This window comes from Clostridium tunisiense TJ, assembly GCF_000300195.1.
Classification (GTDB): domain Bacteria; phylum Bacillota; class Clostridia; order Clostridiales; family Clostridiaceae; genus Clostridium_J; species Clostridium_J tunisiense.
In genome coordinates this window covers 1-256 of sequence record NZ_AMQH01000056.1, presented here as the reverse complement: position 1 = coordinate 256, position 256 = coordinate 1, and the positions used below count along the sequence as shown (strand labels likewise).

Sequence of the window (256 nt, the reverse complement as noted above, 5' to 3'; positions counted from 1 at the left end):
CAGGCGCACATCGCACAGCACCGCCTGGATCTGCGCCTTGTCGATGATCTGCTTGAGTTCCTTGGCGCGCAGCAGCGGCATGGTCGGCACCGTCACCAGGCCGGCCTTGATCGCGGCCAGCCACGAGGCCGCCATCATCGGGTTGTTGGGGCCGCGCAGCAGCAGGCGGTTGCCCGGCACCAGCTTCATGTCCTCGACCAGCACGCGGGCGATGCGGTTGGTCAGCGCGGCCAGCTCGCGGTAGGTCATGGAGGCC

Annotated in this window: 1 protein-coding gene; it reads right to left on the bottom strand. The window is 68.8% G+C overall.

The window, feature by feature from the left end:
- A partial coding sequence (locus tag C661_RS22530) for an AMP-binding protein (protein ID WP_157785716.1) occupies window positions 1-256 on the bottom strand: 256 nt, incomplete at both ends.